General features: G+C 61.3%; 25 protein-coding genes, 3 tRNA genes and 1 pseudogene. 20 read left to right on the forward strand and 9 right to left on the reverse strand.

Annotated elements, in window-relative coordinates:
- Positions 1-2 precede the first annotated feature (2 nt).
- The 7 genes from MHK09_RS01185 (at position 3) to rdgB (ending at position 5,090) form a co-directional block, all read left to right on the forward strand.
- The gene (locus MHK09_RS01185) at positions 3-539 is read left to right on the forward strand and encodes a DUF2017 domain-containing protein (protein ID WP_005327313.1); all 537 of its coding nucleotides are present in this window, start codon (positions 3-5) and stop codon (positions 537-539) included.
- A complete protein-coding gene (locus MHK09_RS01190; RefSeq protein WP_250412537.1) occupies positions 539-1,465 on the forward strand; it encodes a P1 family peptidase in 927 nt (308 codons plus the stop codon). The genes MHK09_RS01185 and MHK09_RS01190 overlap by 1 nt, the downstream gene beginning before the upstream one ends.
- Before the next feature lie 13 nt (positions 1,466-1,478).
- Positions 1,479-2,132 (forward strand): rhomboid family intramembrane serine protease, encoded by a 654-nt coding sequence (locus MHK09_RS01195; RefSeq protein WP_250412422.1) that lies wholly within the window; start codon positions 1,479-1,481, stop codon positions 2,130-2,132.
- Positions 2,132-2,911 carry a glutamate racemase gene (gene murI, locus MHK09_RS01200; RefSeq protein ID WP_250412424.1) on the forward strand — a complete coding sequence of 260 codons (780 nt, stop codon included), beginning with the start codon at positions 2,132-2,134 and terminating at the stop codon, positions 2,909-2,911. The genes MHK09_RS01195 and murI overlap by 1 nt, the downstream gene beginning before the upstream one ends.
- Before the next feature lie 71 nt (positions 2,912-2,982).
- Entirely contained in the window at positions 2,983-3,744 is a 762-nt protein-coding gene (locus MHK09_RS01205; RefSeq protein ID WP_250412426.1) for an MBL fold metallo-hydrolase, read from the forward strand.
- Positions 3,745-3,759: 15 nt separating this feature from the next.
- Positions 3,760-4,488: a ribonuclease PH gene (rph, locus tag MHK09_RS01210; protein ID WP_005323955.1), complete on the forward strand. Its 729-nt coding sequence runs from the start codon at positions 3,760-3,762 to the stop codon at positions 4,486-4,488.
- Positions 4,482-5,090 carry an RdgB/HAM1 family non-canonical purine NTP pyrophosphatase gene (gene rdgB, locus MHK09_RS01215; protein ID WP_250412428.1) on the forward strand — a complete coding sequence of 203 codons (609 nt, stop codon included), beginning with the start codon at positions 4,482-4,484 and terminating at the stop codon, positions 5,088-5,090. Before rph ends, rdgB begins: the two co-directional genes overlap by 7 nt.
- On the opposite strand, the gene MHK09_RS01220 is transcribed toward rdgB, so the two are convergent.
- Positions 5,087-5,431 carry a DUF3817 domain-containing protein gene (locus MHK09_RS01220; RefSeq protein WP_049377274.1) on the reverse strand — a complete coding sequence of 115 codons (345 nt, stop codon included), beginning with the start codon at positions 5,429-5,431 and terminating at the stop codon, positions 5,087-5,089. The two genes, rdgB and MHK09_RS01220, sit on opposite strands and share 4 nt — an antisense overlap.
- 2 nt (positions 5,432-5,433) lie before the next feature.
- Complete coding sequence (locus MHK09_RS01225; protein WP_250412429.1) at positions 5,434-5,856, reverse strand: hypothetical protein; 423 nt, start codon at positions 5,854-5,856, stop codon at positions 5,434-5,436.
- Between the two features lie 90 nt (positions 5,857-5,946).
- Between MHK09_RS01225 and MHK09_RS01230 the strand changes: the two genes are divergently transcribed.
- A tRNA-Leu gene (locus MHK09_RS01230) sits at positions 5,947-6,028 on the forward strand.
- Between the two features lie 78 nt (positions 6,029-6,106).
- Positions 6,107-6,697, forward strand: a complete 591-nt coding sequence (locus tag MHK09_RS01235) for a hypothetical protein (RefSeq protein ID WP_250412430.1) — start codon at positions 6,107-6,109, stop codon at positions 6,695-6,697.
- Here MHK09_RS01235 and MHK09_RS01240 read toward each other — a convergent pair whose 3' ends face one another.
- Positions 6,698-8,608 carry a solute carrier family 23 protein gene (locus MHK09_RS01240; RefSeq protein ID WP_005327297.1) on the reverse strand — a complete coding sequence of 637 codons (1,911 nt, stop codon included), beginning with the start codon at positions 8,606-8,608 and terminating at the stop codon, positions 6,698-6,700.
- Between the two features lie 316 nt (positions 8,609-8,924).
- Between MHK09_RS01240 and pflB the strand changes: the two are divergent.
- The 4 genes and pseudogenes from pflB (at position 8,925) to MHK09_RS01260 (ending at position 14,633) form a co-directional block, all read left to right on the forward strand.
- Positions 8,925-11,303 (forward strand): annotated as a pseudogene (gene pflB, locus MHK09_RS01245) (formate C-acetyltransferase).
- 2 nt (positions 11,304-11,305) lie between these two features.
- Positions 11,306-12,175 (forward strand): pyruvate formate-lyase-activating protein, encoded by an 870-nt coding sequence (gene pflA, locus MHK09_RS01250; RefSeq protein ID WP_005327293.1) that lies wholly within the window; start codon positions 11,306-11,308, stop codon positions 12,173-12,175.
- A gap of 11 nt (positions 12,176-12,186) precedes the next feature.
- On the forward strand, positions 12,187-13,425 hold the full coding sequence (locus MHK09_RS01255) for an alpha/beta fold hydrolase (protein WP_250412431.1): 1,239 nt from the start codon (positions 12,187-12,189) through the stop codon (positions 13,423-13,425).
- A gap of 59 nt (positions 13,426-13,484) precedes the next feature.
- Complete coding sequence (locus MHK09_RS01260) at positions 13,485-14,633, forward strand: SPFH domain-containing protein (RefSeq protein WP_250412433.1); 1,149 nt, start codon at positions 13,485-13,487, stop codon at positions 14,631-14,633.
- Between the two features lie 211 nt (positions 14,634-14,844).
- Here the strand turns inward: MHK09_RS01260 and MHK09_RS01265 are convergent, their stop codons facing one another.
- From MHK09_RS01265 to bcp, 3 genes are all read right to left on the reverse strand, one after another.
- Positions 14,845-15,831: an HNH endonuclease signature motif containing protein gene (locus MHK09_RS01265; protein ID WP_150851340.1), complete on the reverse strand. Its 987-nt coding sequence runs from the start codon at positions 15,829-15,831 to the stop codon at positions 14,845-14,847.
- Between the two features lie 75 nt (positions 15,832-15,906).
- Entirely contained in the window at positions 15,907-16,113 is a 207-nt protein-coding gene (locus tag MHK09_RS01270) for a hypothetical protein (protein ID WP_150851339.1), read from the reverse strand.
- 22 nt (positions 16,114-16,135) lie between these two features.
- Complete coding sequence (gene bcp, locus MHK09_RS01275) at positions 16,136-16,603, reverse strand: thioredoxin-dependent thiol peroxidase (protein WP_150851338.1); 468 nt, start codon at positions 16,601-16,603, stop codon at positions 16,136-16,138.
- Between the two features lie 96 nt (positions 16,604-16,699).
- Here bcp and MHK09_RS01280 point away from each other — a divergent pair, with 96 nt between their 5' ends.
- From MHK09_RS01280 to MHK09_RS01300, 5 genes are all read left to right on the forward strand, one after another.
- Positions 16,700-16,978 carry a DUF3618 domain-containing protein gene (locus tag MHK09_RS01280; protein ID WP_005323988.1) on the forward strand — a complete coding sequence of 93 codons (279 nt, stop codon included), beginning with the start codon at positions 16,700-16,702 and terminating at the stop codon, positions 16,976-16,978.
- A 50-nt stretch (positions 16,979-17,028) separates the two neighbouring features.
- A complete protein-coding gene (locus MHK09_RS01285) occupies positions 17,029-18,306 on the forward strand; it encodes a glutaminase (RefSeq protein ID WP_086588449.1) in 1,278 nt (425 codons plus the stop codon).
- Positions 18,307-18,396: 90 nt separating this feature from the next.
- Positions 18,397-19,560, forward strand: coding sequence for an ABC transporter substrate-binding protein (locus tag MHK09_RS01290; protein ID WP_250412434.1), 1,164 nt, complete (start codon positions 18,397-18,399; stop codon positions 19,558-19,560).
- Entirely contained in the window at positions 19,560-20,615 is a 1,056-nt protein-coding gene (locus MHK09_RS01295; protein ID WP_250412435.1) for a FecCD family ABC transporter permease, read from the forward strand. The genes MHK09_RS01290 and MHK09_RS01295 overlap by 1 nt, the downstream gene beginning before the upstream one ends.
- A complete protein-coding gene (locus MHK09_RS01300) occupies positions 20,606-21,367 on the forward strand; it encodes an ABC transporter ATP-binding protein (RefSeq protein ID WP_005327283.1) in 762 nt (253 codons plus the stop codon). The genes MHK09_RS01295 and MHK09_RS01300 overlap by 10 nt, the downstream gene beginning before the upstream one ends.
- 51 nt (positions 21,368-21,418) lie before the next feature.
- Here MHK09_RS01300 and MHK09_RS01305 read toward each other — a convergent pair.
- A tRNA-Lys gene (locus MHK09_RS01305) sits at positions 21,419-21,494 on the reverse strand.
- 212 nt (positions 21,495-21,706) lie between these two features.
- Here MHK09_RS01305 and MHK09_RS01310 point away from each other — a divergent pair.
- Entirely contained in the window at positions 21,707-22,945 is a 1,239-nt protein-coding gene (locus MHK09_RS01310; protein ID WP_150851453.1) for a L,D-transpeptidase, read from the forward strand.
- Positions 22,946-22,974: 29 nt separating this feature from the next.
- Positions 22,975-23,931: an MsnO8 family LLM class oxidoreductase gene (locus tag MHK09_RS01315; RefSeq protein WP_250409277.1), complete on the forward strand. Its 957-nt coding sequence runs from the start codon at positions 22,975-22,977 to the stop codon at positions 23,929-23,931.
- A gap of 28 nt (positions 23,932-23,959) precedes the next feature.
- On the opposite strand, the gene MHK09_RS01320 is transcribed toward MHK09_RS01315, so the two are convergent.
- Positions 23,960-24,035, reverse strand: a tRNA-His gene (locus MHK09_RS01320).
- Between the two features lie 49 nt (positions 24,036-24,084).
- Entirely contained in the window at positions 24,085-24,732 is a 648-nt protein-coding gene (orn, locus tag MHK09_RS01325) for an oligoribonuclease (protein ID WP_005327280.1), read from the reverse strand.
- Positions 24,733-24,809: the final 77 nt, after the last annotated feature.

Genomic DNA, 24,809 nt, shown 5'->3' on the forward strand with positions numbered 1-24,809 from the left:
AGATGCAACCGTGGAAGAAAAAGAAGTCCCTCATGCGCGCGCCGAAGATCACGGCCGTATTCGAGCCAATGGAGCGCGAAGTACTAGGCGATCTCACCGCCACTGTCTCCGAGGCGATTATTAAGCGCGCCCAGTCCGCGCCTAAGGACGAGCTGGCGGAAATGCTGGACATGCCCACCGGCCACACCGAGGCCCCGGACGATCCCTCGCTGGCCCGTCTCTTCCCGGACTTTGAAATGCCCGGCGATGAGGAATATGAAGGCGATGCATCGCTGCTGCGTTCCCTGCATGAAAACGACATTGCGCGCGCAAAGCTGGAAAACCTGCAGGTGATTGGCTCTGCCCTCGGACCCACCGGTGGGGTAGAGGTCACCATCAACGAGCAAGAGGCCCAGGCCTTCGTCGCCGGCCTCAACGACCTCCGCCTCTTTGTCGCGGCGGGCGATGTGGCCGATAACAACCTGATGTCTGACCGCGATAGCCTCGTGGAGTGGCTGGCTTTTTGCCAGGATTCGCTGCTGCAGGTGCTGATGGACTAATGCTGGATGGCATGAGCATCGGGCACTATAGCGGCACCGATACCGGAGTCACAGTGCTCTACTGCGGGCCCGGCGGAGCGCTCGGCAGCGTCGATGTGCGCGGCGGCGGCCCAGGCACCCGCGAAACGGATCTTTTACAGCCGCATAATACGGTCGAGCGCGTCCACGCCGTGGTGCTAGCAGGCGGCTCCGCCTTTGGCTTAGCCGCTGCCGACGGCGTGATGAATGAGCTGGCAGAGCGGGGGATTGGCTTTCCCGTCTTTGGCGAGGATAAGCCCGGGCCGCGCGTGCCCATCGTTCCCGGCGCCGTTATTTTTGACCTGCTGGTCGGGCCTTCCCGTCCCGGACCGGAAGAAGGCGCAGCCGCGCTGCGGGCCGCGCTCACGGGCAGCGACGAATCCATGGGTTCGGTGGGGGCCGGGGTAGGAGCTACTGCTGGCAAACTACGAGGCGGCTTCGGGCTGGCCACGCGCCGGGTGGGTGACTACGAGGTCAGCGCCGCGATGGTTGCCAACCCCGTGGGCGAGGTCATTGAGCCGCAGTCCGGCCGCCTGTACGGCGCGCCGGGGCGCACCCCGGTCAATGCTGCCGCCTACCGCGCCTTGCTGCACCCTGCGGAGTCCAAGCTCAATACCACCATCGGCGCCGTGCTTACCGACGCCCCCGTTACCACCGCCCAAGCCCAGCGCTTGGCCATGACCGCCCACGACGGCATCGCCCGCGCTGTACGTCCTGCGCATTCGCCGCTGGATGGGGACACGATTTTTGCCCTGTCCACCGCCAAGCGCCCAGCCGAACTGAGCACGCAGGTGGTGACCCAGCTGTGCGCCGCGGCCGCCGATGCCGTGGAAGAAGCCATCGTCAACGCGGTCACCGCCGCCGACCCCGGCCTAGGCTTGAGCGCGTACCGCGATCTGCTGGACTAAGATAAGGCGCATTATGACTTCAGGTGGAACATCTAACTACCGGCCGGCGCCCGCGGGCCAGGTCAATCGCGGCGACTCCAAGAACTACACCCGCAGTGGCCGCATCACCACCGGCTTTTCTATAGCCTTTGGTTTCCTGGTGGTGGAGTGGGCGGTCCACATCATCAACGCCTTCCTCTTTGGTGGCCAGCTTTCTAATTACGGCATTCGCCCGCTGGATTTCAATGGCATCTGGGGCATTGTCACCGCCCCGCTGCTGCACGCGAACTTTGAGCACTTGATGTCCAACTCGGTGCCCGGCGCCATCTTCTGCTTCCTTATCGGCCTTTCCGGCCGCAAGGCCTGGTGGGAGGTCACGCTGATCACCACGCTGGTTGCGGGCCTTGGAACCTGGTTTATCGGCGGCCCCGGTACCTCGCATATCGGTGCTTCCAGCTTGGTCTATGGCTGGCTGGCGTACCTGATTGTGCGCGGAATTTTTAACCGTTCGCTCATCCAGACCATCTTGGGCATCGTGCTCGGCTTCGCGTACTCCGGCTTGGTGTGGGGCGTGTTGCCCGTCTACGAGGGCGTGAGCTGGCAGGGCCACCTCTTCGGCGCCATCGGCGGAATCCTCGCCGGCATGACTATTACCTCGGACGACCCGGTTAAGGCAGTGAAGCGCTAATGCCAACTGCGACCTCTCCCATCGGCATCTTTGATTCCGGCGTGGGCGGGCTCACCGTAGCCCGCGCGGTGATGGAACAGCTGCCGCACGAATCCGTCATCTATACCGGCGATACCGCCCATAGCCCCTACGGTCCGCGGCCCATCTCTGAAGTCCGCGCCTTTTCCCAAGACGTGGCCGATCGGCTGGTGGAGCGCGGCTGCAAAATGCTGGTCATTGCCTGCAATACCGCCACCGCCGCCTTCTTGCACGATGCGCGCGAGCGCTACGATATCCCCATCGTGGAGGTCATCCGGCCCGCGGTGCGCCGCGCCATGTCCACCACGCGCAACGGAAAAATCGGCGTCATCGGCACCGAAGGCACCATCAAATCCGGTGCCTACCAAGACTTATTCGCACTCAACCCCAAGGTGCAGGCCTTTGCCACCGCTTGCCCGGACTTTGTTCCCTTTGTCGAGCGGGGCATTACCGCCGGCCGCCAGATTCTCGGCGTCGCCGAGGGCTACCTGGCCCCGCTGCAGGCACAAGGGGTAGACACGCTGGTGTTGGGCTGCACGCACTATCCGCTGCTGACCGGCATTATCCAGCTGGCGATGGGCGATAATGTCTCGCTGGTGACCTCCTCGGAGGAAACCACCAAGGATGTGATGCGGATCCTCACGGAAACGGATATGTTGGCCCCCGCAGAGAATCAGCCGGTCCACACTTTTGAATCCACCGGCGACCCAGAGGCCTTTGCCCGCCTTGCCGCGCGCTTTCTCGGCCCCCAGATTGCATAAAGAAGTGCAATTTCTCCCCCGTTTGCACGTTGAGTACGCATGCGGGGCGAATTCATGGAACTATTGAGCCCATGAAGCTGATCATCCTAGGCTGCTCCGGTAGCGTCCCCACCGCCCAGAATCCCGCCTCCGGCTACTTGCTGTCCTTCGATAATGCGCCGTCCATTGTCCTCGACATGGGCCCTGGCACCTTGGCGCAGCTGGAACAGCAGCAGGATCCTTGTGATGCGCACGTGGCCTTTAGCCATCTGCATGCTGATCACTGCCTGGATTTTCCCTCCCTGATGGTGTGGCGCCGCTTCCATCCCACCGCGCCGGCGGCCTCGCGCAATATGTGCTTCGGACCGAAGGCTACGCCCACGCACCTGGGCCGCCTGTCCTCGGATGAGGTCGATGGCATCGATGACATGTCCGATACCTTCGCCTTTAGCGCCTGGGAGCCGGGCGAGCGCCAGCTCGTGGATGACGTCTATATCACCCCCTTCCCGGTAAACCACCCGGTAGAGGCCTACGCCTTGCGCGTGGAGCACACGAAGACGGGCCAGACTATTACCTATTCCGGTGACTCTTCGTATACGCCCGCGCTTGTCGAAGCCGCCCGTGGTGCCGATATCTTCCTCTGCGAGGCGGCCTGGGGCGAGACCTCGGAGGGCAAGGCGCCGGACATGCACATGTCGGGCGCGGAAGCCGGTAGGGCGGCACGCGAGGCGGGTGTGGGCAAGCTCGTGCTTATCCACATTCAGCCGTGGGGCGATGCGCAAGCTACTTTGGAGGCCGCCCGCTCCGAATTCGATGGCGAGATTGTCCTCGGCGCCGCGGGGATGGAGTTCTAAGATACGCTGGACGGCATGACTGAATTTACTCGTGCCGATGGGCGCGCGCTGGACCAGATGCGCAGCGTCCGCATTACCCGCAATTTCACCACCAACCCGGCCGGCTCGGTGCTGGTGGAGTTTGGCAATACCCGCGTCATGTGCACCGCATCCGTAGAATATGGCGTGCCGCGCTTCAAGCGTGATTCGGGCGAAGGCTGGCTTACCGCCGAGTACGCCATGTTGCCTTCCGCCACCCATGACCGCATGCCCCGCGAATCCATGAAGGGCAAGGTCAAGGGCCGCACCCATGAGATTTCCCGCCTCGTCGGCCGCTCCCTGCGCGCTGCGGTGGACTTGGAGGAGCTGGGCGAGAACACCATCCAGCTTGACTGCGACGTCCTGCAGGCCGATGGCGGCACCCGCACTGCGTCTATCACCGGCGCCTATGTTGCGCTTGCCGACGCCATCGCACACCTCAAGGCCGAGGGCGTCGTCCCCGGCGAGCCGCTGCTCGATCCCATCGCCGCGGTTTCGGTCGGCATCATTGATGGCGAAATCTGCCTCGACCTGCCTTATGAGGAAGACTCCCGCGCCGAGGTCGACCTCAACGTGGTGATGCAAGAATCCGGCGACTTCGTGGAAATCCAGGGCACCGGCGAGCACGGCCTCTTTGGCCGCGAGGAGCTCAATGAGATGCTTGACGTAGCGCAGAAGGGCTGCCGCGAGCTCATCGCCGCACAGAAGGCGGCGCTGGGGTGGTAATTCTCGTCGCGTCCAATAATCCGAAGAAGCTCGCGGAGCTCGAGCGCATCCTGGCCGATGCCGGCATCGAGGGCGTCGAGTTGCGCCCGCTATCCGCTGTGGAGCCCTACCCAGAGCCGGTGGAGGACGGCCGCACCTTTGCCGATAACGCGCTCATCAAGGCCCGCGCCGGCGCGGCCGCGACCGGCTTTGCCACTGTCGCGGATGATTCCGGCTTGGCCATCGAAGAGCTCAACGGCATGCCCGGCGTGCTCTCCGCCCGCTGGTCCGGCCAGCACGGCAATGACCAGGCCAATAATGACCTGGTCTTGGCACAGATGGCCGATGTCCCCGATGAGCGCCGCGCCGCCGCCTTTGTCTCCGTCTGCGCGCTCGTGACTCCCGATGGCGCCGAGCACGTGGCCGAGGGCCGCTGGGAAGGCCGCTTCCTGCGCGAGCCGCGCGGGGACAACGGCTTTGGCTATGACCCGCTCTTTCAGCCAGAAGGCGAGCCCCGGTCGGCCGCGGAGATGGCCCCAGAAGAAAAGAACGCGGTCTCGCATCGCGGCCGCGCTCTAAGTCAACTAGTCCCCGCCATCGCGGAGCTGGTTCGCAGTTCCTAAAGCTGGAACTCCTCCTCGATTTCCTTGCGGCGCTTGTGCTCCATCCAGAAGGACAGGAAGGGCACCACGCCGGCAAGGGCGGTGGTAAAGAGCTTGCCCACCGGCCACAGCGCGCGCGGGCCGAGGATAAGGATGGACAGCAGGTAGGTCATGTACGCGATGCCGTGCACGATCGCGATATAGGTGGCCCACTCTGGGATCTCCATGCCGATGAGGTACTGGCAGACCATGCGGATGACCAGGATAATCAGGAAGATACCGGTCACGGTGGCCGCGATGGAGAAAAACTTCAAAGGTCCGCGGATGCGGGCCTGGCGGGCGGGGTGAACTTTGTTGGTCATAATCAGCTTTCTTCATTCTCGCCGCGCCGGCGGCGCGGGGTATTCATGGCGTTGAACGTGTCCACATCTATTTGAGGCCGCTGGGGCAGGAAATCCTCATCGATTTTGGTGTTCGCCTGCGGCTGTGCGGGAGACTCAGCCGGGGCCTCAGTGGTGGTGCTATCCATGTCGCGGGCTTCTTCCTCGGCCGCGAGGCGCTCGTTTTCATAGCGCAGCGTGGTGCGATAGGCATAGACCACGAACACGGCGAACAGTGGCCACTGGAAGGCATAGCCCAAGTTTTGGAAGGTGCCCGAGCCGGAGCGGAAGCGCGTCCATTGCCAATAGGCCAGGAATAGGAAGAGCACGACGAAAAACGCGATGAGGAGGATGTGCCACCACCGCACCTGCACGCGCTTGTTCTTCTTTTCCTCTTGAGTGCTCACGCGTTCCACCCTACCCACCAGCGGCCGGAAAACAGAACACCCCTGGTTTCTGGATTGACGGCGTGCCGTGTACACTATGGCAAGTCCCCCGCGCCCGTGGCGGAATTGGCAGACGCGCTAGATTTAGGTTCTAGTGTCTTATGACGTGTGAGTTCAAGTCTCACCGGGCGCACTATCGGCGCCGCTGGCTCTCGAAGCCGGCGGCGCTTTCGCATATCACCGCCCGCATAGTCGCCCTAAGATGGTCATCATGAAAAAGCTGCTTTCCACCCTTGTCGCCGTCATTCTCATTGCCACCGTGGCTGCCGCCGCGGTGTTCATTTGGCAGGTGCGGGAGCCGGTGGAGGTGGAGACCGAATCGAGTAATACCAAGGTCATCAAGGCCGTGGAACGCGAAGAGCAGGTGGTGCTCGTCTCGCTGGGTATCGAGGGCCTATCGGAGGAATCCGCTACCAGCAAGCTGTGGAATTGGCAGGTCCCGGGCAGCGAGCGCACCCAGTACATCAAGTACTCCTACCGTGCCAAGCTCGGCATCGAAGGTTCGCAGGTGCGAGTGGAAGAAGAATCCCCGCACCACTTCCGCGTGGAGATCCCCGAGTTCATATTCATCGGGCACTCGGATGAGAATTTCGAAACCGCGGTGGAAGACAACGGCGCGTTGAGCTGGATTACCCCGGATATCGATAAGGCGGAAACCATCACCAAAATCCTCACCGAGGACAAAAAGAAAGAGGACATCGCGGATAATCGCGATGTCCTCCAATCCCAGGCCAAGCAGTTCTACACCGGCATCATTTCCGGCGTGGACCCAGAGGCCGAAGTGGACTTTTCCTTTCGCTAACTAGTCCACCTCGGTGAACTTGCGGTCCCACGAGGAGCGGACCGGGTTGGCATCGGCCAGCAGGATATCGAAGCGGTCGTTGGCAATTTCTACGATTTCGCCCAGTGCGGTGCGGTTCTCCTGCTCGGGGGAGTTGGCTAGGCGGCGCACGCCGGCATCAATGACGCGGTCGACGGTGTCATTGGTATCCAAATAGGCCACAAAGGGCATGCCAAAGCGCTCGCGGTAGGCGGCGGAAAGCTCGGTGATGCGCTCGGTCTGCACATCATCCAGGTCGGTTAGGCCCAGGGAGCCGCGGTCGGCGGAGATGGTGGCGGCCTCGTCGGCGTCGGCAAGCAGCAGCTCATCCATGGCCGGATAATCGTGTATGAGCGCGGCGCGGCGGGAATCATCCGCGGTCAGCACGGCCACCTGAATGGCCGCGCGCAGCTCATTAACATCGCCGAAGGGCCGCGACTCCCACGCCAGCTCCAGCGGCCAGGTCTCGTTATTAAACAGCGGGCGCAGCGCGGAGACGAATTCTTCGCGGGAAGCGCCGTTGATCTGCTGCAGGCTCACGCTCTTGCCGACGGCCCGAGACACTTGCGTTCCCTGCTTGCCTCCTGTGTGGAAGAACAAAAGGTTGAGCACAATGGCGGTAATCGCGCCGATGGACATGCCAGAAGAGACGAAGGTTTGCGCCCACTCCGGGAAGGCGGTGGCGATATCCGGCTTGAAGGTCACCAGCATGGCCAGCCCCAGCGCGGAGGTGACGATGACGGAGTTGCGGCCATCGGAAAGATCGGCCTTGGCGATGGTCTGTAGGCCCACCCACGCCACGTTGGCAAAAAGCGCCAGGGAGGCGCCGCCGAGAACGGGGGAGGGGATGGAGGCTACGACCGCGCCGGCCTTGGGCAAAATGCCCAGCACCATCATGAACCCGGCGGCGGCAACGGCCACCCAGCGCGACTTCACGCTGGTCAGGCGTACCAGGCCAACGTTTTGGGCAAAGCAGGTATAGGGGAAGGAGTTCATCACGCCACCCACCAGGGTGGACAGGCCATCGGCGCGAATGGCACGCACGACATCATCGCGGCGGATGCGCTTTTTTACGATCTCGCCGGTAGCAAAGACGTCACCGGTGGTCTCCACCATGGTGATGATCATGACGATGATGAGCGAGAAGATAGCCACCAGGTCAAACTTCGGCATACCGAAGTAGAACGGGGTAGTAATGCCGAGGGCGGGGGCGGAGGAGACCTCGTCAAAGGAGGCGTCGCCAAGCACGAGCGCCACGCCAGTGCCCAGGACTAGGCCGATGAGCACGGCCAGGGTGCCCAGGAAGCCGGAGGAAAAACGCTGCACCAAGATGATGACCGCGAGCGTGCCAAAGCCATAGAGTAAGTCGCGGGTGGCCGGCACGCCCTCGGCGTAATTGACAAAGTCATTGGCCGACACCCCCAACAGCGACGTACCCATGACCAGTAGGACCGAACCGGTGACCACCGGCGGGAAGAAACGCAGCACCTTGCCAAAGACCGGCGCCGCGAAGAAGGTAAAAAGGCCGGCGACAATAATGGCGCCATAAATGGTTGGCAGCGAGGCCACCCCACCCGCGCCGTCGGTCGCGCCCAGGCCAATGGCAATAATCGGGGAGACGGCCGTAGTAGTCACGCCCTGCACGATGGGCAGGCGCACGCCAATGCGCTTGCCGACGCCCATGGACTGAATGATCGTCGCAATGCCACAGGTCAACAGGTCCGCATTAATGAGGTGGATGGTGGTTTCCGCATCCAGATTGAGCGAGCCGGCAATGAGCAGCGGGACGATGACTGCGCCGGCATAAAACGCCAGCACATGCTGTAAACCCAAGGCGGCTAGTTTGGGCGCGGGTGGGACGATATCTACTGGATGCTTGGGCTGGGAAGCCACGAAGTCCTCCTTTGTGCGGAAGCGAAGCTGAACGGGATTAACAGTAGAGGTTCGCGCAGGTAGCGGCCAAAATTTAGTGGTGATGCGGAACACGTTCGGGGCTATTTCACCCCCGATGGAAGACGTACGTGCGTACTGCATAAAATCACTCACCTGCGAAACAACACGACCGGTTTATTACTTAGCTTTCAAACGTTTGCGAGACTTGTTATTACCAGGGAATTGGTCAACAATTGAGGCCAGAGGGGCTTGGTGCTGTGGCTCGAAGAAAGCGGCATTTATCCCCTGATAGCAATTCGCCCGAGAGAAGGGAATTATGACTACCGCAACGCAGCCTCAACAGTTTGAAGCTTGGAAGGGATTTGAGTCCGGTCCATGGACCGAGGGCATTAACGTCCGCGACTTCATCCAGCGCAACTACACGCCGTACGACGGTGACTCCAGCTTCCTGGCAGGCCCGACCGAGAAGACCAAGCGCGTCTGGGACACTCTGGAAAAGAAGTACCTGTCCGTCGAGCGCGAGCAGCGCGTTTACGACGTTGACACCCACACCCCGACCGATATCGACGCCTTCCCGGCCGGCTACATCTCAGAGGACGACGACGTTATCGTCGGTCTGCAGACTGATACCCCGCTGAAGCGCGCCATGATGCCGTTCGGTGGCTGGCGCATGGTCAAGCAGGCTATCGCCGAAGCGGGCAAGGAAGTAGATCCTGAGGTGGAGAAGATCTTCACCCGTTACCGCAAGACCCACAACGATGCGGTCTTCGATATCTACACCCCGCGCATCCGCGCTGCTCGTTCATCACACATCATTACCGGCCTGCCGGATGCTTACGGCCGTGGCCGCATCATCGGCGACTACCGCCGTGTTGCACTTTATGGTGTGGATTACCTGATCGAGGAAAAGCAGGCTTCCCGCGATTCCGTCGCCGATGCTGGCTTCTCTGAGCACTGGGCACGCTTCCGCGAGGAGCACTCCGAGCAGATCAAGGCCCTGAAGAAGCTCAAGAAGATGGCTGAGTCCTACGGCTTCGACATCTCCCAGCCGGCCAAGACCGCTCACGAGGCAGTGCAGTGGACCTACTTCGGCTACCTGGCTTCCATTAAGTCCCAGGATGGCGCCGCAATGTCCATCGGCCGCCTGTCCGCCTTCTTCGATTGCTACTTCGAGCGCGACCTCGCCGCTGGCATCATCACCGAGGAAGACGCCCAGGAGATCATTGACTCCCTGGTTCTCAAGCTGCGTATCGTTCGCTTCCTGCGCACCATCGACTACGACCAGATCTTCTCCGGCGACCCATACTGGGCAACCTGGTCTGACGCTGGCTTTGGCAACGACGGCCGCCACATGGTCACCAAGACCTCCTTCCGTCTGCTGCAGACCTTGGTCAACCTTGGCCCATCACCTGAGCCAAACATCACCATCTTCTGGGATCCGAAGCTGCCAGAGGGCTACAAGGAATTCTGTGCCCACATCTCTATTGAGACCTCCTCCATCCAGTACGAGTCTGACCGCCAGATTCGTGAGCAGTGGGGCGATGACGCCGCAATTGCTTGCTGTGTCTCCCCGATGGAAGTTGGCAAGCAGATGCAGTTCTTCGGCGCTCGTGTGAACGCCGCAAAGGCTCTGCTCTACGCCATCAACGGTGGCCGCGATGAGGTATCCGGCAAGCAGGTTGTCGAAGGCTACGAGCCCATCAAGGGCGACGGCCCGCTGGACTTCGACGAGGTCTGGCAGAAGTACGAGGAGATGCTGGACTGGGTTGTTGGCACCTACGTTGAGGCCCTCAACATCATCCACTACTCCCACGACAAGTACGCCTATGAGGCAGTCGAGATGGCGCTGCACGATTCCAATATCGTCCGCTCCATGGGCTGCGGCATCGCCGGCCTGTCCATCGTCGCCGACTCCCTGGCTGCTATCAAGTACGCTAAGGTCACCCCGGTACGCGACGAGACCGGCCTGATTACGGACTACATCACCGAAGGTGAGTTCCCGTTCTACGGCAACGATGACGACCGCGCCGATGATATCGCCGCTACCATTGTCCACACCGTGATGGAAAAGATTAAGGCCATCCCGATGTACCGCAATGCCATCCCAACCCAGTCCGTGCTGACCATTACCTCGAACGTGGTCTACGGCAAGGCAACAGGCGCCTTCCCGTCGGGCCACAAGGCCGGCACGCCGTTCTCCCCAGGCGCTAACCCTGAAAACGGTGCTGACAGTCACGGCATGGTTGCTTCCATGCTGTCCGTCGGCAAGCTGGATTACAAGGACGCCTTGGACGGCATCTCGCTGACCAACACCATTACTCCTTCCGGATTGGGCCGCACCCCAGAAGAGCGCATCAATAACTTGGTGGGCGTTCTGGATGCCGGCTTCATCATGGAGAAGTAAAAACCACCAACCCTCAACCATCCCGAAAAGGAGAAAATCATGGCAACCCCAACTTTCGAAGACCGCATGTCAGCAATGAAGGCAAACCGCGATGCACACCAGATGAACTCTGGTCTGTACCACGCAAACATCAACGTGCTGGACAAGTCCACCCTCGAGGACGCCGTTGAGCACCCAGAGAAGTACCCGAACCTCACCGTTCGCGTCTCTGGCTACGCTGTCAACTTTGTCAAGCTGACCAAGGAGCAGCAGCTCGACGTTATCTCCCGCACCTTCCACCAGGGTTCCTAATCATGGCTGATGGCGTTACTGGTGTCGTTACCCTCTCTCCTGAAGAGGGAGAGCGAGTCCGCGGCGCGGCCGCGGGCCTGGGAGACGACGCTCAATTCGATGACATTACCCGCCCCGAACTCATGGAGGCGCGCCGTACCGGCGATATTGCCCTCGTGCACTCTTGGGAGCTCGTGACCGCCGTCGATGGCCCGGGTACCCGCATGACGATGTTCATGTCCGGCTGCCCACTGCGCTGCCAGTACTGCCATAACCCAGACACCTGGGAGATGAAGACCGGCACGCTGGAGCGGGTCGAGGATGTGGTCAAGCGCATTAAGCGTTATAAGCCAATCTTCAACGCTTCCGGTGGCGGTCTCACCATCTCCGGTGGTGAACCCCTCTTCCAACTTTCTTTCACGCGCCGCGTGCTGAAGGAAGTTCACGATGCGGGCATCCACACCACCATCGATACTGCCGGCTATCTCGGTGCGCGTCTGCGTGACGAGGACCTGGACAATATCGACCTCGTGCTTCTCGACGTCAAGTCGGGCGACGAGGAAACCTATCGCAAGGTCACTCAGCGCGAACTCCAGCCCACGCTGGACTTCGGCGACAGGCTAAACAAGATGGGCAAGGCGGTGTGGATCCGCTTCGTGGTGGTGCCAGACCTCACGGACTCGCCAGAGAACGTGGAAAATGTGGCCAACATCGTGGCGCGTTGGAAATCCAACGTTGAGCGCGTTGAGGTCCTGCCTTTCCACAATATGGGCAAGGACAAGTGGGATAACTTGGGTATGAACTACCAGCTAGCTGACACGAAGCCACCGAAGCCGGAGGATGTGGAGAAAATCCGCGACGTCTTCCGCTCGAAGGGTCTGGAAGTCCACTAGCCTGGGAGGACATGACCTCCTATCGCCGCTTCGGCCACACAATTAAAGAGCACCACCTAGAAGTCCCGTGGGATTATTCCAATCCCCACGGGACTTTTGGGCTTTACGCCCGCGAAATAATCCCTCCCGGCGGCGAGGACCTGCCCGCATTGCTATACCTGCAGGGCGGTCCCGGTTTCCCAGCGCCCCGGCCGCTGGCGCCTACGGGGCTGATTGGCAAGGCGCTCGAGCGCTACCGCGTTATCTTCATGGATCAGCGCGGCACCGGCCGCTCGCACCGCATTGATGCGCTTAGCCCGGCCGCAGAGCGCACCGCTACGCACCTGGCGTTGCTGCGCCAGGACAATATCGTCCGTGATGCCGAGCGCCTGCGCGAGCACCTCGGACTCGAGAAATGGTCGCTGTTCGGCCAATCCTTCGGCGGCTTTTGCATTACCGCCTACCTATCCCAGGCACCCGAGCGCGTCGAGCATGCCTTCTTCACCGGCGGTATCCCCACGCTGAAGGGCGCGGATGAGCTCTACCGCGCTACTTTCAGCAAGCTCAAGGTCCGCCAACAGCGCTTCTACCGCGAATTCCCGTGGGCACAGGGTCGTATCGAGGAGATCATTTCCCACCTCGACAATTCGGATGAGCGGCTTCCTACCGGTGAGCGCCTGTCCGCGCTGCGCTTTCGCACTATCGGCATTGAGCTCGGCCGGGGCACCGGCTTTGATTCGCTGGCCTATCTGCTGGAAGAGCCCTTCCGCACCGTGGCGGGGGAGAAGCGGTTGCGGGGTGATTTCCTGGCGGACGTCGGCCAGCGCGTGAGCTTTGCGGATGCTCCGTTGTACGCCGCAATCCATGAGTCGATTTACGGCGGCGCCGGTGGCCAGGCCGCTACGCACTGGGCGGCGCACCGCGTGCGCGAGGAATTTCCGGAGTTTGCTGAGGTCGGCACCTGGCTGACCGGCGAGCACATTTTCCCCTGGCAGTTCGACGAGGACCCGGCCTTGCACGCGTTTGCCGACGCCGCCCATGGCCTCGCCCGCCACGAATTCTCCCCGCCCTATGCGTTGGGCGAGGTGCCCACCACGGCCGCGGCCATCTACGTCGATGATATTTTCGTCCCTCTCGAGGAGTCCTTGGCTACGGCCGCGCATCTGGGAGACCTGCGGCCGTGGATTAACAATGAGTTCCAGCACAATGGCATTCGCGAGGATGGTGCGACCATCTTGGGGAAGCTCTTTTCGCTTATCGACGATCACTAGCGTTTCGCCATTTCCTATGCGAAAATATTAGTGATCACCACGACATTTAGGGAGACTTAATGATTGCCACCATAGTAATTGTCCTTATCCTGCTGATTATCTTGGGAACGCTCTTCGATGGTTATTTCATCGTTCGCACTCGCGAAGCTGCCATTCTGGAGCGATTGGGTAAATTCCAAAAGGTGGCGCATGCTGGCCTGCACTTTAAAATGCCGTGGGTGGACCGTGTACGCGATAAGATTTCGCTGCAGGTGCGCCAGCTGGACGTGATGGTGGAGACCAAGACGAAGGACAATGTCTTCGTCCAAATCCCTGTCGCCGTGCAGTACGAGGTAGTCCAGGGTCGCGAGCGCGAGGCGTACTACATGCTCTCCAATCACGAGCAGCAGATTGTGGCCTACGTGCAGGACAATGTTCGCTCTTCCGTGGCGAATATGAACCTGGATGATTCCTTCTCTTCCAAGGACACCATCGCCCGCAATGTTGCGGCCTCCCTGCGCGACAACATGGCCGAATATGGCTGGAACTTCGTCAATACCTTGGTCACCGATATTCGCCCTGATTCCCGGGTGCGTGAGTCCATGAACTCCATTAACGCAGCGCAGCGCGAGCGCGAGGCGGCCGTCGCTCAGGCGGAAGCCGAGAAGATCCGTGTGGTCAAGGAGGCCGAGGGTGCAGCCGAGGCGAAGAAGCTGCAGGGCCGCGGCGTCGCTGACCAGCGTAAGGAAATCGTCGAGGGCATTGCCCAGCAGTACGAGATGCTTCGCGACGCCGGCGTGGAAGAATCCCCCGAAGCCCTCATGCTGGTCTCCCAGTACCTCGACGCTATGGTCGACGTCTCTCACAACGGCCAGGCGTCCGTTCTCTACATGCCCTCCAACCCGCAGGGGATGGGCGATCTTTTCAGCGGTATGCGCGATGTGCTCATGGCCAACCGTGCCCTCGACTCCGCCGAGGAGCCGTCCCAGTGCCGTCGCCCGCAGCCTAAGAAGCCATCCCGCGCCGAAGAAATCGAGCGCGAATCTAAGCGTCAGGCCGAACGCGCTAAGCGCGAAGCCATCGCCGCTTCCCAGCGCGCTGAGCAGCAACGCTCCGAGAACCAGCAGGCAGAGCCGCAGGCGCAGCAGGGCCAGCACTCCACCGCGCAGCCCCAGGCTGCCCGCGAGTACTTCCAGCAGCTGCGCGAGCAACTGAAAAGCGAGGACTAGCCCTGAGCATCGATAACCTCTTTGATGCCTATACCGCGCAGCGTGGCATAACCCGCCGCGCGGAGGTGATCCCCGATCACGAGTGTCAGGTCTTCGCTACCGACGGCCATCCTGACTCTGGCCGTGATGCGTTGAGCGCCGCGCGCGACCTGGTTCACGACGTTCTTATGGCCGATGACACGCCGAGTAGCGCTACCTCGCAGAGGCAGCGCTAACGAACCCAGCGGACCTTGCCATTGACCCGGGCAAGGCGCCCGCGCAGCGGCGGGGCATTGGGATCATCTTGGTTGACCCCGTTGTGGTAGGGGCAGCACACCGTCAGGTTCTCCATGTTGGTCAACCCGCCGTGTTTCCACGCCTTGAGGTGATGGATCTGGGCCTTGTCTGCCGGGTGGTTGCACGGCGGCCACGGGCAGGTGGGATTTTCGGCTGCGGCCATTTGCCGCTGTTTCTCGGTGGCGTAACGCGACGTGCGATACAGGTTGACTGGACCCTTGACGGGATGGATGAGGGTCGCGAGGCCGTGCTCGGTGAAGGTGCGCTCGACCAGCTCGGCGCCGGTAATGGTCGCGCCATTCGTTAGGCGCAGGGTGACTTCTTCACCGTCGCCGTCCACAATGCGGTCCAGCGCGTTGAGCGGGATGATGACGTTGGTGGTGGTGCGCGCGGAAGGCGCGCCGGTGCCGCGAAGGAGGTCGCGGAGGGAATCGAGAGGGCGGTCGGGGTCGAGCGCGGCGTCGAACTCCGCGAGGAAGGCCGACGGTGCAGTAATCCGCATCGTCCACGGGCCGTGCGGCCGGCGAAGGAGTTGGACGCCTTCGCGGGGTGGCATGCGGCGCGGGCGGAGTTCGCGGAGGCGCTGCTTGGCGCGGCGCGCGATTTCGGAGGCTGGCCCGCGCAGGCGGCATAATTCCACGCGCAAGTTCCAGGCATCACGTTTATTGCGCACCCGAGAGACGTACTTTTCAATGAGCTTAAGCGTTACGAGATCGTGGTGGCGGGCGGCCGTGGCCGCGTGGCGTTGTTTGCGGCTAAAGCCGGTCGTGCCGAAATAGACTTCGGCCATGGCGCGCAGTTCGCGCGCTTCCACGTCCGGCAAACCAAGCTCGAGGAGGGCGCGCTCAGGCATGCCGTGAGCCTCGGCGAGGATATCCATCGCCGAGGCAATATGGGTGGCATAGGCCTGCAGTGCGCTCATAGCTGCAACTTTAAGCAGAGCCGGCGGGCGAGCCGAGGCGAAGGCATCCGCAGCTGTGGATAACTTGTTTAAGTGTCAACTGCCCCAGTGGGCCGCAATGGCAAATAGATACGAAACGAGCATGCGCTTAATCCCTATGACCGCGGCATCAAAGTCGTCCGAATCGCTCGCAGTTGCGCAATTGAGCTGCGCGACGACGCTGTGGATAAGGAAGCCGGCCAGGTCAATGCGCTCGGCATCCGCGGCGGTGTCGAGCCGAGTGAGCGCGCAGGCGAGGTACAACGCACCGACGGGTGCCCCGGCGCTAGTTAAGACCCTTCATCACGCGTGCGACGTGGCCGGTGGCCTTGACGTTGTAGTGTGTTTGGCCAATGGTGCCATCCGGCTCGACCAAGAAGGTGGAGCGGATAACGCCTTGGACCACCTTGCCGTAGTTCTTTTTCTCACCAAACGCGCCGTAGGCGGTCATGACGGACTTATCTGGGTCCGAGAGCAGCGGGAAGTTCAGCTCGTGGTCCGCGCGGAACTTTGCAAGCGCCTCTGGCTTATCGGGCGAGATACCCACGACGGCGATATTGAGATCATTGAGCTGTTCCAGGGAATCGCGGAAATCGCAGGCTTCCTTGGTGCAGCCCGGGGTATTGGCGCGGGGGTAGAAGTAGACCAGTACGCGCTGGCCTGCGTAATCGGCGAGGGAAACGGTGTTTCCGGCGTCGTCGGCAAGCGCAAAGGCAGGGGCGGTATCTCCAACGTTCAAACGGTTTTCAGTCATAGTTTCCACCTTACTTACCGCCCGGGCTGCACGCTTTTGGGCCGGCGGGGTAGAATGACCCCGTTAAGAGCGAACCTAAGTTAAGAGGAGAACTTCGTGGCACGCAATATTGAAGACATTCAGCGCGATATCGAGCGCACCCGCCGCCAGCTGGCCGGCACCCTGGACGAGCTGGCACAGCGCAGCAAGCCGCAGAACTTTGCCAACGAGGCTAAGACCGCGGCTACCGATAAGCTGCAGGACCGCAACGTGCAGATGGCCTTGGGCGGCGTCGGCGCCGCTGTGGTTGGACTGATTGCTTTCTCGGTCTTCCGCTCTCGCCGCCGCAAGAGCGACCTGAAGGAGCTGCAGCGCCTGCTGTCCGAGCGCCACTAATTGTGAAGTCCCCGCACACCGCGGGGACTTTTTTCGTAGGCTGGGTTGGGATGAAGACACCAATCCCTTTTTATTTGCAGGAAATCCTCACCAAGGTGCGCGATAATCGCGACGGTGCCGTGGCGGATTATATTCCGGAGCTGGCCAAGGCAGAGCCCGAGTATCTCGGCGCCGCGATGTGCACCACCACCGGCCACGTCTACTCTGCGGGCGATGATGAGGTGGAATTTACCCTGCAATCCTTGTCCAAGCCTTTTGTTTATGCGCTGGCGTTGCAGGAGCTGGGATTATCTGCGGTGCGTGAGATTGTGGGTATGGAGCCTTCGGGCGAGGCTTTCAACGAGCTTTCGCTCAACCGCGATGATCACCGGCCGGTCAACCCCATGATTAATGCGGGCGCGATTGCGGTCACGCAGCTGATTAATGGCGTGGATTCGGAGCCTGCCGCGCGCGTGGAGCGTCTGCGCACCTATTTCTCGCGGCTGGCGGGGCGTGATTTGCTTATCGACGACGCCATGCGCTCCTCCGAGCTCGATGTCAGCGAACGCAACCTCTCGCTGGCGCACATGCTGCGCAACTACGACATCATCCAGGACGAGGCCCACGACGCGGTGTCAACGTATATTGAGCAGTGCTCGATTGTAGTGACGGTGCGGGACTTGGCCGTGATGTCAGCAACGCTGGCGAACGGTGGCGTGCAGCCGGTGACGGGCGACAAGATTTTGGACGCGGATGTGTGCCGGTTGACGCTATCGGTGATGAGCTCGGCCGGCATGTATGACGGCGCCGGCCGGTGGATGGCCGAGGTGGGCATCCCGGCGAAGTCGGGCGTGTCGGGTGGCCTGCTGGGCACGCTGCCGGGCCAGTTGGGCGTGGCGACATTCTCGCCGCGACTGAACAAAGAAGGCAACTCGGTGCGCGGGGTGGATGCGTTCAAGCTGCTGTCGAAGGACATGGGCCTGCACCTGATGTCTACAGACGAGCGCTATGGCGTGAACCCAGTGCGCAAGGTGGAGCAGGATGCGGAGCTGACCGTGATCTACCTGCAGGGCCTAATCAACTTCAACGCGGCCGAGACCATCTTGTACGAGTTGATGGAGTCGGATTTTGGCGAGGGCACGGTGGTGCTCGAGCTATCGCATATTACGGGCACGAACCGCATGGGCCGGCGCATGCTGAAAGAAGGGCTGCGCCGAATTCGCGAGTCTGGCTTCGATATTGCCATCGTGGATCCGGATGGAGAGCTGGAAGATCGCACCATGTCGGACGGCACCGAGGTGCCCAAGGGCGAGCCGGAAGACTACGCGATCAACGGCGAACCCGTTTAGGTTTGGGTTACCTTACCTAGTCAGGTTAGGATGTCCTATGTAAGGCCCTTCGCGTTAGCCGCGAGGGCATCCAACGACCAAGGACTAAAAATGGCTCATACCCCCTTCAAGGTAATGGCGGTTGTGGCGGCATCGGCAACCGCACTCGTCGGCTGCGGCGCAGCTGAGGAAGTAACTGGCGGCTCCAGCGGCGATGCTGAGTTCTCCTTCACCGATATCATCGGCCGTGACGTGGAACTGGATAAGGCTCCCGATCGTGTGATTTTGGGGGAGGGCCGATCGATTTTTGCTACCGGTGTACTCGACCCCGATAATCCACTGGACAAGGTCGTCGGCATTGGCACGGATCTTAAACAGAACGTGCCGGATTACTACGCGGCGCTGGAAAAGGAACTGCCGTCCGTAAACGAGGTTCCAGAGATCGGCGGCTTTGCCAAGGGCGATGTCACCGTAGAAAAACTCGTGAGCCTAGACCCGGACCTCATTGTGCTCTCGCTGGATCAATACGATGCCTCCCGCGAAGCTGGCCTGACCGACAAGATGGATCAGGCTGGCTTGAAGTATGCGGTCACCGACTTCCGCCGCGACCCGCTGGAGAGTACGCCTAAGACTATGGACATCTTCGGTGAGATCTTTGGCCAAGAGGACCGCGCTGAGGAATTCAACGCGGATTGGCAAAAGACGGTGGATCTGGTTGAGGACCGCGCGAAGCAGGTAAAGGACAAGCCAAGGGCCTTCGTCTGGCGATCGGCCGGTGTGTCCGATTGCTGCGGCTCCTGGAACGATTCCAATATCTCCCAGCTGGTCAACGCGGCCGGCGGCGAGAATATTGCGGATGAAATCATCCCGGGCGAATCCGGCACTATCACCCCGGAGAAGGTTTTGGAATCTGACCCGGACATGGTTATTGCCACCGGTGGCGATTGGTCCGATATGAAGGACGATGAGGGTCACCCAGTCGGCTATGCGGCCGTCGGTTATGGCATCGATGAAAAGGAAGCCAAGGGCAGTGTGGCTAAGCTGCCGGGTAAGCAGGCCGGCTTCGATAAGCTGCGTGCGGTCAAGGAGCACCACTTCCACAGCATGTGGCACCAGTTCTATGATTCGCCGTTTAATTACCTGGCACTGCTGCAGGTGGCCGAGTGGATTGATCCGGAAGCGTATGCCGATGTGGACGTCGCCAAGCAGTGGATGGACGCGCAAGAAAAGTACTCGCCGGTCTCTGGTGAGGGAACCTTCTTTAGCACCAACTAATGGAGGGCGCAGAGGTAGCCGCGCTGGCGCGGCAGCATAAGAAGTTAAAGTGGCAACGCATCGGCATCGTTGCGGGCCTGACGCTGATTGCGGCCGTGGCCTTTATTATCAGCAACTTTGTGGGCGCGATTGATATCAGCCCGGCCGAGGTCATGAAGGGCATCGTGAATCCCGCGGGGCTTGATGACCAGACGCGCACGGTGCTGTGGCAGCTGCGCCTGCCCATGGCCGTGATGGCCGTGCTCATCGGCATGGCCCTGTCTTTGGCCGGCGCGGAAATGCAGACCATCCTCAATAACCCGCTGGCCGAGCCTTTTACCCTCGGCATTTCTGCGGCCGCCGCGTTTGGCGGCGCCACCTCCATCGTGCTCAAGTGGCAGCTGATTGCGCAGCCGCAGTTCAACCTGGCGCTGATGGCGTGGCTTGCTGCCGCGGTGGCTACGGCCATTATTGTTATCGCGGCCGTTATCCGCGGCGCGAAGGCGGAGACCATGGTGCTGTTGGGCATCGGCTTGGTGTTCTTCTTCCAGGCCATGCTGGCGCTTATCCAGTACCAGTCCTCGGCCGAGGCGCTGCAGCAGATCGTCTTTTGGTCCATGGGCTCTCTTACCCGCGCCAATTGGGCGGCCAACGGCGTGCTGGCGGCCGTGCTGATTATCGCCCTGCCCATTTTGTGGGCGTTGGGCTGGCGCCTTACTGCCTTGCGGCTTGGCGACGCCCGCGCTACCGCCATGGGCATCAATACCTCCCGCCTGCGCGTTGTGGTGCTCATCGTGGTTTCGCTCGTTGCGGCGACCACCGTGGCCTTCGCGGGCATCATCGGCTTCATCGGCTTGGTGGGCCCGCACATCGCCCGCATGTTGGTGGGTGAGGATCAGCGTTACTTCCTGCCGGCCTCCATGGCGGCGGGCGCGGCCGTGATGTGCGCCGCGCATGCGGTAAGCCTGATGATTAAGCCGGGCCTGGCTATTCCCATTGGCATTGTTACCTCGCTTCTGGGCGTGCCATTCTTCATTGCCATCGTCATGACCCGAAGGAGGGCACTGTGGACGTAGAACTGACTATTTCCGGGCTGAGTGCGGCCTATGGCAAGCACCGCGTGCTGGAGTCCGTGGATGTGGAAAAACTCCACGGCGGGCAGTTGGTGGGCCTGTTGGGGCCGAATGCCTCCGGCAAGACCACGCTCATTAAGTCCCTGGCCGGCGTGCACCGCGGCTGCGACGGAGACGTGGATTTCCGCGTCGATGGCATGGCCCCGCGCGGCAAGCGCCGCCGGCAGCTCATCGGCTACGTGCCGCAGGATCTCACGAGCACGGCCGCGCTGCGGGCGTTTGAAGCCGTGCTGATCTCTGCGCGCCGTGAGGCCTGCGAGGACCCGATTACGCGCACCGGCGAGGTGCTGCACTCGCTGGGGCTGGACGCGATTGCCTCGCGCTACCTCAACGAGCTTTCCGGCGGCCAGCGCCAGTTGGTGGCGGTGGCGCAGATGTTGGTGGGCAACCCAGGCCTCATGCTTCTCGACGAACCCACGTCCGCCCTCGACCTGCATCACCAGATCTTCGTGCTGGACGAGGTGCGTGCCAAGGCGAAGCGCGACGGCAGCCTGGGCCTGGTGGCCATTCACGACATCAACCTGGCTGCGCGCATGTGTGATCAGCTGGTGGTGCTTAAGAAGGGCCATATTCGCGCTCAGGGCACGCCTTCAGACGTTCTCACGGGGGAGCTCGTGGAAGGCGTGTATGGGGTAGAGGCGGACGTCGTCCAGCATGGCGGCGCTCCACTCATTGCCCCGCTGCGGGTGAGATAACAAAAAGGCCGGGCTATTGCCCGGCCTAATTTTTTAATTTAAATTTTTAAGTGGTGCGCCATCAGGGAATCGAACCCCGAACCCACTGATTAAGAGTCAGTTGCTCTGCCAATTGAGCTAATGGCGCATTGTTGACTTCCTGCCGTGTGGCTCTCTGTGCAACGAGTAGATACTCTAGCAGCCATTCTTGAAAAGTGTAAAATCGCCTGGTTATGGCGGGTTTTTAGAGGTCTATAACGAATTGGTTAATGCCTGAAGTGGCTTCTGGTAATTGCTGGAGCGAGACGCTAATCTAAATTGGTCTTTGAAAGCAGCAATTACGTGTCTAAGGGCAACTCAGTGAAACATTCCCTCCCTATTGCGCGCCGCCTCATCGCGGCCGCGGGCGTTGCGTGCATTTCCCTAGCCGCCGCCTCCTGCTCCTCTGATTCCTCTGCCGAGGATCAAACCACTGACCAAGAATCCACCGCCGCCGCAAGCGCGGGCGGGGAAAAGAATAGCGGTAAAGAGAGCAAAGAGTCTGACAAGAAGAAAGACGGCCTCTCGGCTTCCGTGAAAGACGGGGCGAGAAACGTGGATCCGTCCAAGCCTATAACCGTGAAGACCTCCGGCAAGCTCAAGAGCGTCACCATGACCAATGAAGTGGGCGTGGAAGTCAAAGAAAAGCTCTCCAAGGACGCGAAGACGTGGTCTACCGCGGAGGACTTGGGCTATAACCACACCTATTCCATCGTCGCCTCCGATGTGGATGGCAACAAGAAGAAACTCAGCTTTTCTACCCCGCAAGCAGCGGGCGTTGCCGAGGTCTCGCTTACTCCGATCCCGGACTCTGAGGTGGGTGTAGGCCAGGTCATTGGCGTGAATTTTGGTGTGCCGATTACGGATCGTAAGGCGGCCGAGAAGACCATTACTGTGACCACCAACCCTGAGGTTAAGGGCGCTTTCTACTGGGTCAACAACCAGGAGGTGCGCTGGCGTCCAAAGGAGTACTGGGAGCCAGGCACCAAGGTTGAGGTGAAGGTGGACCAGTACGGCAAGGACCTGGGTGGTGGAATCTACGGCGGCGAGAACGCCAAGACCAATTTCACTATCGGTGACCGCACCGTGGCGATTATCGATAACGCCACCAAGACCATGAAGGTCTTCAAGAATAAGAAGTTCTTGCGCGCCATCCCGGTCTCGTTGGGTCGCGATTATCAGTACGATACGCCGAATGGGCGATACATCATCGGCGATGAGCACCCGCAGCTGCTGATGGACTCCGAGACCTTCGGCCTTTCCCACTCCGCGGGTGGCTACCGCACAATGGTGGACTGGGCTACCCAGATGTCCTATTCCGGCATCTATGTTCACTCCGCTCCGTGGTCCGTAGGGGCACAGGGCAATACCAATACCTCGCACGGCTGCATTAACGTCACGCCGGAGGCTGCCCAGTGGTTCCAGGAGACGATGAAGCGCGGCGACGTGGTGCGCGTGTTCAATACCTACGGTGAAACGCTTAATGCGCTGGATGGACTAGGTGACTGGAATATGTCCTGGGACGAGTGGTCTAAGGGCAACGCGGACGCCAATCAGTAGCGCCCAAGAGCGGCGCAGGCGATAAGCGCATGGCTACAGTGGTGGCCATGCGCTTTTCTGTTTTAGACCGCGGGGCGGCCGGGCCGTTGGACCAGGTAGCTGAGCACGCGCGGCACGTGGAGCGGCTTGGTTTCCGGCGATTTCTGGTGGCCGAGCACCACGGCGTGCCAGGCATTCCGGCGGGGCAGCCGGGGATGTTGGCGGCCCACGTGGCGGCGCGCACGCAGCGCATTCGGGTAGGCACGGCCGGCATCATGCTGTTAAATCACCCGCCGTTTCTGGTGGCGGAGCAGATAAACCTCCTCGAGGCGTTGTATCCCGGGCGCATCGATATTGGGATTGGCTCCTCCGTCGGCTTTACCGGCCCGGTGCGGCGGGCGCTGCGCCAGGGCGACCCGGCGGTGGCGAAGCAGCGCTTTGAGGCGGAGCTGGCAACGCTGTTGCGCTACCTGCGCGGCGAGGAGGCGGTGACGGTGCGGCCGGAGTATGCGGGCACGCCGATCTACGTGTTGGCGGGCTTTCGATCGGCCATGGTTGCGGCCAAGATGGGGCTCGGCGTCATTTTGGGCGGCCCGGTGGCCACGCAGGAGGCGGCCGCGCGGGTGTATCGGGAGCATGCGCTTGCCGACGCCCCGCCTATCATCTCCTCGCTCAATATCGCCGTTGCCGATACGCCCGCGGTCGCCCGTGACCTGTTGTTACCGGAGGCCTATGCCAAGGTGCTCGCGCAATCTACCGGCGAGTTCGGGGCCCTGCGGCCTGCAGGAGAGCTGGATATGGATGCGCTCACGGGGCAGCAGCGCCGGCGCATTGAGGAGGCGCTGGCCCATGACGTATGGGGAACGGTGAAGGAAGTGGGGGAGGAGCTTAGGGGCGTCGGCAAGCGGCTGGGAGTGAGCGAGTTTGTGGTGACCGGAGACATGCCAGATGTGGGCGGTCGGTCCCGCTCGGAGGAGCTGCTGGCGAGCATGCAGGCGGAAAACTGAAAAAGCCCGAGCGCAAGGCTCGGGCATTTGGGGTGGCTGACGGGACTCGAACCCGCGACACCCAGGATCACAACCTGGTGCTCTACCAGCTGAACTACAGCCACCATCGCTGCGTGAAAGCAACGAGATATAGGTTAACTCACGCCGCCTAAATTACAAAAACGCCTGGTAATCTGCGGTGGTTTCGGCCTTGATCTCCTCCGCTTCGGGGGAGGTGGGGCCCTCGTCGGTGCGGAAGACGCTGCGGCGGTAGAAGTCCAACTCGCGGATGGATTCGATGATGTCCTGTAGTGCGCGGTGGGCCATGCCCTTATCGGGCTGGTTGAAGTAGGCGCGCGGGTGCCACCGGCGGGCAAGCTCCTTGATGGTGGAGACGTCGATCATGCGGTAGTGCAGGGCGCTATCGAGCCGCGGCATATAAGTGCGGATGAAGGTGCGATCCGTGGCGATGGAATTGCCGGCCAGGGGAGCGGGGTGCTCAGGATCGCAATGTTCATTGATGAGCGCGAGTACGGCATCCTCGGCCTCTCCGATGGAGGTGGTGGACTCGCGGATTTCCTTATCCAGCCCGGACTTAGCGTGCATCTGTGTAACAAAGGAATCCATCTGTGCCAGCTCATCCTCGGTGGCGTGGACGACGAGGTCGATGCCTTCGCCCAGGATGTTGAGGTTGCCATCGGTGATGACGGCGGCGACCTCAACAATGACGTGGCGCTCGGGGTCGAGGCCGGTCATCTCCAAATCGATCCAGACGAGGCGGTCGTGTTTTGCGGCTATCTCGGAATGTGGCATGCGGCCCATTCTACGCCCGCGTGCTTTTACCCCTGTATGGGGTACGAGCCGGGCTGCCCTGGAGGGGCGATTGCTACTGGACAACG

Source organism: Corynebacterium tuberculostearicum (genome assembly GCF_022347235.1).
Taxonomy (GTDB): domain Bacteria; phylum Actinomycetota; class Actinomycetes; order Mycobacteriales; family Mycobacteriaceae; genus Corynebacterium; species Corynebacterium tuberculostearicum_F.